This is a genomic window from Streptomyces odonnellii (assembly GCF_000981895.1).
Lineage (GTDB): Bacteria > Actinomycetota > Actinomycetes > Streptomycetales > Streptomycetaceae > Streptomyces > Streptomyces odonnellii.
Genome location: NZ_LATD01000405.1, coordinates 1 through 9,554, shown reverse-complemented (window position 1 = coordinate 9,554; position 9,554 = coordinate 1). Strand labels below are relative to the sequence as shown.

The 9,554-nt window shown below is 72.2% G+C and carries 8 protein-coding genes; all 8 read right to left on the bottom strand.

The annotated features are described in order from the left end of the window. Positions 1–351 (bottom strand): spherulation-specific family 4 protein (locus tag WH07_RS31250; protein WP_046507552.1); only part of this gene is annotated, 351 nt, incomplete at its 3' end. After that, positions 348–1,274 carry an NAD-dependent epimerase/dehydratase family protein gene (locus tag WH07_RS31245; RefSeq protein WP_046507550.1) on the bottom strand — a complete coding sequence of 309 codons (927 nt, stop codon included), beginning with the start codon at positions 1,272–1,274 and terminating at the stop codon, positions 348–350. The genes WH07_RS31245 and WH07_RS31250, both read right to left, overlap by 4 nt. Before the next feature lie 7 nt (positions 1,275–1,281). After that, positions 1,282–1,995 carry a nucleotidyltransferase family protein gene (locus tag WH07_RS31240; protein WP_046507547.1) on the bottom strand — a complete coding sequence of 238 codons (714 nt, stop codon included), beginning with the start codon at positions 1,993–1,995 and terminating at the stop codon, positions 1,282–1,284. 81 nt (positions 1,996–2,076) lie between these two features. Continuing rightward, positions 2,077–3,078 (bottom strand): SDR family NAD(P)-dependent oxidoreductase, encoded by a 1,002-nt coding sequence (locus WH07_RS31235; RefSeq protein ID WP_046507544.1) that lies wholly within the window; start codon positions 3,076–3,078, stop codon positions 2,077–2,079. Positions 3,079–3,194: 116 nt separating this feature from the next. Further along, positions 3,195–4,655 carry a hypothetical protein gene (locus tag WH07_RS31230; RefSeq protein ID WP_046507541.1) on the bottom strand — a complete coding sequence of 487 codons (1,461 nt, stop codon included), beginning with the start codon at positions 4,653–4,655 and terminating at the stop codon, positions 3,195–3,197. Continuing rightward, a complete protein-coding gene (pelF, locus tag WH07_RS31225; RefSeq protein ID WP_046507540.1) occupies positions 4,652–6,241 on the bottom strand; it encodes a GT4 family glycosyltransferase PelF in 1,590 nt (529 codons plus the stop codon). Before pelF ends, WH07_RS31230 begins: the two co-directional genes overlap by 4 nt. Before the next feature lie 95 nt (positions 6,242–6,336). Next, positions 6,337–8,532 (bottom strand): hypothetical protein, encoded by a 2,196-nt coding sequence (locus WH07_RS31220; protein WP_046507537.1) that lies wholly within the window; start codon positions 8,530–8,532, stop codon positions 6,337–6,339. Between the two features lie 409 nt (positions 8,533–8,941). Then, positions 8,942–9,478 carry a hypothetical protein gene (locus WH07_RS31215; RefSeq protein ID WP_046507534.1) on the bottom strand — a complete coding sequence of 179 codons (537 nt, stop codon included), beginning with the start codon at positions 9,476–9,478 and terminating at the stop codon, positions 8,942–8,944. Positions 9,479–9,554 lie beyond the last annotated feature (76 nt).

Genomic DNA, 9,554 nt, shown 5'->3' with positions numbered 1-9,554 from the left:
GCGCCGCGCGGCGCGGACCAGACGGCGGCAGCGGCGCAGTTCGCCCGCGTCGGCGGGTGCCCGGTCGAGGAAGCAGCCGTCGGTGCCGTACCACTCGCGGTGCCGGTCCAGATCGTCCCTGACGTCGGTGCCCGGCCGCTCCCCGTAGGCGAGATCGACATAACCGAGAACGCGGGTGCCCGCCTCCCGCAGCGCACAGGCGGCGGAGACGAACGCGGGGTCCGAGGAACGCCCGGGACCGTCACCGGGGTTGAGCACCACACCGTAGAGCAGCCCGGTCGCCGAGGTCAGCAGCCGCCAGGCGGCCGGGTCCTCGGCGGGGTGGATGTACAGCGGTACGAGCAGGCTCACCGCACACGGTCCCCGGCCGGTTCCGGTGCCGGCCCGGTACGTGCGGAGGCCCACAGGGCGGCCACGGACTCCTCCAGTCCGTACCGCGGAACCCAGTCGAGCGCGTCCGCGGCGGCCGTGATGTCCGAGCACTGCCAGGACACGTCCGCGGAGCGCGCGGAGCCGTCCAGGGTCTCCTCGATCCGGCCCCGGAACTCCGCCGCCCGGGCCAGGCCGTGCACCAGCTCACGGACCGGGAGCGCCTGTCCGCCGGAGATGTTCAGTACGGGGGGCAGCGGCCCCGGCGTGGTGGTGGCCAGCACGACCGCGCGGGCGATGTCCCGTACGTCGACGAAATCCCGGTACGCCGAGAGATCGCCGAGCCGCACGACGGCGTCGGGATCCGCGCCGGCCAGCCGGAGCTGCCGGACCACACGGCCCGGCAGCCCGGCGGACGGGGCGCCCGGCCCGACCGGGTTGCCCACGCGCAGCACCACGGAGTCCAGCCCGGCCGTGGTGACGGCGACGGTGCCCGCGAGCTTGGTGGCACCGTAGGGACCTGCGGGCCGGGTGGCGGCGGCCTCGGTGACCCGCTCGCCGTGTGCGGTCGGACCGTACTCGGCGGCGGATCCGAGATGGACCAGCCGCGCCCGGGGAGCCGCCTCCCGCAGGGCGGCGCAGAGCACCGCGGGGCCCCGGGCATTGACCTCGGCGAGTGTCACCGCGTCACCGCCGACGGCGCCCGCGCAGTTGACGACGGCGTCCGGGGCGAGCGAGGCGACCACATCCGCCAGTTGACGGGTGTCCATGGTGGCGAGATCGACGGCCGGCCCCGCCGCCGGGGTACGGCCGGCGCCGAGCAGCCGCACACCGGGCAGGGTGCGAAGCTGCTCGGCGGCGTGCCCGCCCAGGTATCCGGTGATGCCCAGGACCAGGATGCGCATGAGGTGCTCAGGCTCCCTTGAGCAGAAGGGACTGGTAGGTGGTGAACTCGGCGTTCGCGCGGTCGTAGTCGTCGGGGCGGCCGATGTCGAGCCAGTATCCGTCGAACTCGTAGGCGTGCGGGGGATTGCTCGATCTCAGCAGATCCAGCACGAGTTCGTCGAATCCGAGCGGCAGCCCGGCGGTGTAGGCGTCGAGGGTCGCCCGGCTCAGCCCGTAGGCGCCCATCGAGACCCGGTAGTCCATGCTCGGCTTCTCGGTGAAGCCGACGACCCGTCCGGCGTCCGTGGTCAGCACACCGAAGTCGATGTGCACCTTGCGAGGGTATGTGGTGATCGTCAGGGGCGCGCCCGAGGCGCGGTGGCGCAGGAGCACATCGCGGTAGTCGAGATCGGTGAGGATGTCGCCGTTCATCACGAGGAAGGTCTCGGGCAGCCGGTCCCGCATCGTCAGCAGCGGGCCCAGGGTGCCGAGCGGGCTCTCCTCACTGGAGTAGTCGACCTGGAGCCCCCAGCGGGAGCCGTTTCCGACATAGGCCCGGATGATCTGTCCCAGATGGCCGATGGCGAGGGTGCAACTGGTGAATCCCGCGGCGGCGAGCTGCCGGAGCACGATCTCCAGAATGGCGTGCTGGTCGCCGATCGGTACGAGGGGTTTGGGCAGTGCCGTGGTGTAAGGGCGTAAGCGGACGCCCTTGCCGCCGGCGAGGATCACTGCGTGCATGGAATGTCTCCCTGTGTGCGGGGCGGCCCGGCAGGGCCGCCGGTGACGAGTTCGGGCGGATTGGCCGGGGTGGCGCGCGGATCAGATGTGGTAGATGCCGGCCTTGTAGCGGGTGAGGTTCGCGGGATCACGGAAGAAGTCCGCGGTGCGGGCGAGCCCGCTCTCCAGGTCGTGTTCCGGCGCCCAGCCGGTGGCCGCGCGCAGCCGCCCGGCGTCCGCGACCAGACGCATCACCTCGGAGTCGGCGGGACGGATGCGCTGTCCGTCCTCCTGTACGGCCAGTTCGGCCCCCATCACCTTGCCGATCAGCCGGACCAGATCGCCGATCGAGATCTCGTCGCCCGTCCCCGCGTTGAAGGTCCGGCCCACGACGGTGGCGGCCGGGGCGGTTCCCACGGCCAGGAAGGCGCGGACGGTGTCGGACACGAAGGTGAAGTCGCGGGTGGGCCGCAGATCCCCGAGCGTGACGGTCCGCGACCCGGCGGCGACCTGGCCGATCACCGTGGGAATCACGGCCCGCATGGACTGGCGGGGACCGTAGGTGTTGAACGGACGCAGGACGACGACCGGGGTGCCGAAACTGGCGTGGTAGCTGTCGGCGAGCCGGTCCCCACCCGCCTTGGAGGCCGCGTACGGGGACTGGGTCTGGATGGGGTGGTCCTCGGTGATGGGCACGGTCCGCGCGGTGCCGTAGGTCTCACTGGTCGAGGTGTGCACCAGCCGGGGAGTGCCCAGCGCGCGGACCGTCTCCAGCACGTTGAGGGTGCCCGTCACATTGGTGTCCACGTAACTGTGCGGCGCCTGGTACGAGTAGGGGATCGCGATGAGGGCGGCCAGGTGGTAGACCGTCTCCGCGCCCTCGGCCAGGGTCCGGACGGAGCCGGGGTCACGCACGTCCCCGAGCACGATCTCGACCTGGTCGAGTACGTCGGACGGAAGGTCCTCCAGCCAGCCGTAGGAGGAGAAGGAGTTGTACTGCACCATGGCCCGGACGCGGTGTCCGGACGCCACGAGCGCCTCGGTCAGGTGTGAGCCGATGAAGCCCTCGGCTCCGGTGACGGCTACGAGCGGTGCGGATGTCAACGGGTGTCTCCTCGCGTGGTCTGTTGTTGGTCGTCTGCGGACGGTCGTCTGCGGATGGTGGTGCGGAGGCCGGGCCGCCGTGCGTGGCGGTGGCGCGGTGGGCGCGGCCGGGCCGGTCAGGCGTGCGCCGTCGGCCTGCCCAGCAGCCACACCGCGCAGCCGATGAGCAGGGCCGCCGCGGCGCCGCAGGACAGTGCGAGCGTGAGGGGGGCCGATGGCGCGTTCAGGAGATGGGCGGCGGTGAGACCCGCCGCCACCGTGCAGCAGATCGCCGCCGGGAGCCGGCCGATGCCGAACGCCTGTAGCAGCAGAGCCGTCCACAGCGTCGCCCCCAGCGCGACCAGCGGCAGGGGATCGGCTCCGGTCAGCAGTGCTCCGGGAATCAGCGGCAGGACATACGCGGTCAGACAGCCCGTCAGAACGGCGGCGGAGCGCAGCCGGAAGCCACGTGGTGTCGTGGCCGCGCGCAGCGCCGCCACGGAGAGCCCCCGGTAGCGGTACAGCAGCCACTCCGCGGGGCCCATGCTCACGGTCAGCACGACCACGGCGAGCGTATGGCCGCGCCCCACCCAGAGCACCAGCACCCCGGCCGCCAGGCCGAACAGACCGTACGGCAGGGAGGCCCGTACCGGAGGCCGCCGGACGTCCGGCACGGGAGGCGCCTTGAGCGTTCCCCGTACGGCGTGGCCCGCCGCCGCGACGACCAGCGCGAGGGTGAGCAGCGGAAGTCCGGTGCGCACCGGCGGACCGGGCTCCCACCAGGGCAGCGCCGCGGCTCCCGCCGTCACCGGGACGAGCGTCGCCAGCAGCACGCGCTCCTGGCCGAGCACCAGCAGGACACCTGCCGCCGCGAGGTAGCAGGACTGCGCCGCGGCGAAGAGCGCCGCCGGACCGGTCGCGGCGACGGCCGCCCCCACGGCCGACGCCAGCAGCGCTCCCGCCGGCGCCCCGGCGAGCAGTGTCCGGCCGGCCTCGTGGGTGCCGACGGCGAGCCGCAGATACGTACGGTGTCCGAGCGCCTGGCCCCACGCCCAGGAGAACAGCGCGGCGGCGATCAGCCCCTGGGCCTCCCGTCCGCCGTGCTGGAGCGGGGGGACCAGGAGATACGCCAGGGCCGGCAGGGCGAACAGCGCCCCGCGCAGGACGCACCGGACATGGTCGGGGGCCCAGGGATCGGGTGGAGAAGGCGGCTCCGGGAAGCTGCGGGGCACCTTGCGGAACAGGTCCTCGGCGAGCGAGAACAGATCCGGATGCCCGTACTGACGCTGTATCCGCTCACCGGTCAGCCCCTCGGACTCCAGCAGCGCCGCCACCTCGTACGCGTGCACGGCGGGCCCTATCCGGTCGGCCAGTTCGGCCGCCAGCCGGTCCACGGGATCGTCGGTCCGCGAGCGTCGCCCGATGTGGCCGATACGGGGCAGCCGCAGCGCGAGGGTCGTCTCGCTCCCGGCGGAAGCTGTCCCGCTGGAAACTGTCCCGCCGGACGCGGTGCCGGCGGAACCGCTGCCGGCCGCCAGTCTCAGAGACAGGGTGTCGTCCTGCCCGCCGCCGGGCTCCAGGGGTATCGGGCCGCTCATCCCGCCATTCCCCCGAGATCGACGGCGGCCGGATGTCCGGCGGCGGCGAGACGCGCCGCCCGCGCCGCGGCCGGGAACCGGACCGTGGGCGCGGCAGGGGACGGCACCGGGTCTGCGAGAGGCGGAACGGCGACGGAGCGGGAGCCGCCCGCGGACATTTCAAGATAGATGGCCCGGAACGTGTCCACCGTCTGTCTGAGGGTGAACTGTTCGATCACCCGCAGCCGTGCCGCCTCGCCCATCGCCGCACGCCGCGGCGGATCGGCCAGCAGTTCCAGCGCGGCCGCCGCCATGGCGGCCGGCTCGCGCGGAGGGACCACGAGACCGGTCGGGCCCACCGCCTCGCGCACGCCGCCGACATCGGTCGAGACGGTCGCCCGCCCGCACGACATCGCCTCGATCAGCGTGAACGGGAATCCCTCGCTGATGCTGGAGAGCATCACCACGTTTCCCGCCGCGTAGGCGTCCTTGATCTCGTCCACCCGTCCCTCGAAAGTGACGGCGTCGCCCTGGCCGAGGGAGGAGGCCAGTTCCTCGCACCGCTCGCGGTAGGCCTCGCCGCCACGCGGGGTGCCGCCGAAGAGCCGGAGCCGCGCACCCGGCAGCTCGGAACGGACCCGTGCGAACGCCCGTATCAGCGTTTCCAGGTCCTTGATCGGGTCGACACGTCCCGCCCAGCTCAGGGTCGGCAGATCCGGTTCGGGTCCGGCGGGCGGGAACGCGGCGGGGTCGACCCCGTTGTACACCGTGCGGATCAGCCGCGGATCGGCTCCGCCCCGCTCCTCCCAGAGCCGGTTGTAACGGTTCCCGGGAGTGATCAGCGCGGCCCTGCGGTACGTCTCCTCCGCCAGCAGCCGGAAGAATCCCAGCAGGACCGCCTTCACGGGCCAGCGGTACGGGGCCGTCCGGTAGCCGAGATAGCGCTCCCGCAGATAGACCCCGTGCTCCGTCAGAAGCAGTGGCACACCGTGGAGTTCGGCCGCGGCCAGGCCGGGCAGCGCGGCCACACCGCCGCTGACCGCGTGGCTCACCCCCCGCTCCGGCGGGCGCGCGGCGAACGGACGCAGCGCGTGCTCCAAGAGCCCGGTGGCGGTGACCGCGTCGTACAGGGTGGGACGGGCCTCGCGTACGGGCAGTCCCGGCCGGTTCCAGACGGCGGTCAGTATCCGCACCGCGCGGTCGTCGCGCAGGGCGGGGCTGAGCGTCCCGTCCTGCGCGGCGCGCGCCATCTCGTACAGAGCCGGGGCGAAACCGCTCTCGGCGGCCGGGTCGAGCAGCGCGGTCAGAAACCGCTCGTACGCTGCCATCAGCCGGCGCAGCGCGCGACCGCGCGGCATGGCCCCGTCGGGAGCGGGCCCCCACATCGGGACCGAGTCCAGTCCGGTCACCTGAGGAGGCAGCTCCCAGACGGTGCTCTCGCGGCCGGTTCCGGTGACCGCGACAACATGGAAGTCCACATCGGGCATACCGCCGACAAGCTGGTCGCACCAGACGCTCACACCGCCGTGGCTATGGGGGTAGGTGCCTTCGGTGAGCAGGGTGACACGTGCCGCGCCGGGACGTGGCGCGTGGTGACGCAGGGACATGGAGGCGCTCCACGGCGAGAAGAGTGCGGGGCATGGCGGGGTCCCGCCGGCCGCGCGGCGGACGGGACCCTGTGCCGGGAGTGGGAAAGCCGGGATCAGTAGCCGGTGCCGGGCCGCACGGGCCGCAGCACACCGGCGGGCAGCGGCGCGCGAGGCGCGGTCGCCGATGACGCCTCGTCGGCCTGGAGTGCGGGCCGGCCGGCCTGACCCGCCGCCCGCTCCGCCACGGCGGCGTGGCCGGGGCCGGCGGCGGGCGCCAGGGCCGCGGGCAGCACGAGCGTGACACGGTCCTGGCCGGCCGCGCGCGAGACCCAGCCGGAGACGGTCCCGGCGTACGGCTGCCCGAAGCCCGTACTTCCCGCCGGAAGGCTCTGGGTCGTCCCGGTCGGCATGCCGGCCGGCACGGCGACGTTCTCCGGGGCCTGTACGGTCACGGTGCCGCCGATCCGGAAGGCGGTGACGGCGCCGCTCCTGACGGCGGCGTTCCACGCGTTGCGCTTGCGCAGCTCCTCGCCGATGTCGCTCATCCGGGGGTTCACCAGCGGGGTGTTGTCGGCGTGGAGGGCCGCGTACCGGTCGAGGACCGCGTTCAGCACCGGATATCCGATCCGGTCCTCGGCGAGATTGGACTGGTGCATGAAGTGCGGCCGCGGGTCGTTGGCGAGCACGTGTCCCAGGGCGATGCTCGTCTCCAGCGGCACGATGTGGTCGGCATAGCCGGTCGCGGTGTCCAGGGGCGCGTCGAGGCAGGTGGTGTTGGCGAGTTCCTCGCACAGTCCGCTGCCGCCCTGCGCACGGCTGGTGTAGAGCCAGTTGTACTCGTCGACCTGCTCGGACGTCCGGCCCGCGTTGTAGAAGATGTTGATCGGATACCGGGCCACGGTGAGCGCGGAGCCGACGGTGCGCTGCCCCGGGTCGCGGGAGTTGTCGGAGGCGAGCCAGGTGACGCCGTTGTCGGCGAGCGCGGGAGCGAGATTCGGGTTGTCGTCGGGCTGCTGCGGCAGCACCCTCAGCCCGGAGTGCTCACCGGTCACCAACTCCTCGTTGCGCAGCGGGAGTCCGGCCCGCTGGCCCCACTCCCGGTTGTCGGAGATCTGCCGTGAGATCTCCGTGCGGCCGACATAGCGTGTGCTGCCGTCGGCGCTGGTGGCGCACTTCCACGGGACGACGGAGACATCCTGCTCGCAGCCGAGGAACGCGTGGTCATAGGTGTGGTTGAGCCAGCGGAAGTCGGCACGCCTGGCCAGGAATTCGTCGCCCGCCGGATCGGCGCCGCCGTTGTCCACACGGTGCTGCTCGCTGCCGGCGCCGTTGTACGCGAGATCGAGTGTGAAGCCGCGCCGGCGTGACCAGTCGGCGGCGTCCCGTACGTCCGTGGCCGACATCCGGATGGGGTTCTGGGTGCCCTGGCCCGGCGGGCAGTCCACATCGCCCGGTGTGCAGTTGAGCAGGAGGTCCCAGCGGTCGTCGGCGCCGAACACATCGTCCACATGGACGGAGAAGTAGTTCCGGGAGACACCGAGGCGCACCTCCTGGGTCATCCAGTCGACGATGCCCCGGGCGAGCAGCCTGAACTGCTGCTGATACTGGTTGTATGCAAAGGTGACGACCAGTTCCCGGCGGCCGTCGTGCCGGTACTCGCCGACGAGGGAGCCCCTGGCCGTGGAGCCGGGGATCGGCGCGTCCACATAGGTGGTGAAATCGGCGCCGGCCCGAGGGCGGGACAGGAAGGCGTAACTCTCCCCGACGTCGGGCGCGTTGTCCTCGAAGGGCACCTCGCCGTCGAGATAGCCGAAGGGGCCCGCGTTGCCCGCGGGGGTCACCTGGGCCCGTATACCGTCGGCGGAACCGCTGTAGCCCCCGGCGGTGGGAACTTCGAGGCCGGCCTGGGGGCGCGCGTAGGTGTACGCGTCGACCTGAGGGATCCCGTACGTCTGCTCATAGGCGACGAGGGCCGCCATCTCCGGTGAACCGGCCTGGAACGGGTTGTCGTTGGGCAGTACGACGGCCTGGAACTTCGCCCGCGGCCTGCCGTCCACCGTGTCGGCCAGGAACGCCGGTCCGATCACGGGCCGGTCGGAGCGTCCGAGATCCACAAGGGTGTACGGCGTGCCCGCGGTGTCGAGTTCGGCGGCGATGGCGGCCGTGGCGGGGCCGCCGTCGGTGACGACCAGGACACGCAGATCGACACGGGGCGCCGGCTCGTCGGCGATCGCCGGCGCCGTGGGTAACGCGAGCGCGAGCAGCAGCGCTCCGGTGGTCAGTGCGGTCGTGCGAATGCTCCGCTTCATACGGTCGAATCCCTCCCCGGCGGGTCCGGTCGGTTCTCCCGACCGCCCGGACCCCAACCCCCAGCACGGCGCCGGCCCTCGTACGGAAGGCCGGCGCCGCGCTCTGATGTCTCACATGGTGGTGGGCGCGTGGGGGTTTCGTGCGCCGATTGTGAAACATGACGGAAAAACGCGGGCGATCCCGGTGTCCCGGACCGGCCCTCACGGCGGGCCCGGCATGTCCGCGATCATACTTTTGCCGCGTCCGGGCCTTGCGGCACAACCGAAGGCGGGATACCCGCGAATGGGGTATCCCGCCCGTGTGCCCTGGGTGGCCCATGCCGTCCCAGTCGTCTCATTCGGCGCGATTACGGCGCTCTCGGCGCTGTGTCACGAAAGTCCGCGACGGGCGGACCGGTGACCCGAGGTGTCAGGCGCGGGCCGCGGCGGGAGCCGGGGGCGGCGCGCAGTTCAGCCGGGTCGTCGGCGTGGTGTAGGTGCCGTCCTTCACATTCTGGCCGTAGTTGTACTCGTAGTAGAGGTACGAGTAGAAGGCGATGTCGGCGTTGCAGCCGGAGTCGGCGGCGATGCTGTAGGACAGCGTGACGGTACGGGTCGCCCCGGGCGGGAGCGGAATCTCGTAGTTCACACCGAGCGTGGTGGTGCCGGTCCCGCTGCAGGCGACACCGTCGGCGGTGCACGAGACGAAGGAGTACTTCAGATCCCTGCGCTGGGTGGTGGCCCAGGTGGGCTGGACGGACTGGTAGACGAACCAGATGTCCGTGGCCTGGTTGTTGGTGAGCGTCATCGTGATGTTGACCGTGGACCCGGGGACGGTGACCGGCTGGTCCACGGAGAAGGCCAGGTCGGGGGTGTCGGCGGAGGCCGGCTGGGCCAGGCCGAACAGCGCGGCGGCGAGGGCGAGGACGATGGAGAGACCTAAACGTCTCAGGTGTGTGAGTCGCATGGCGGGAAGGCTAGGAGACCGCCCGGCCCCCCGTCTGCCCCATCGGTCCGCCCCCGTCCCGCATCGGCTCGAAGGG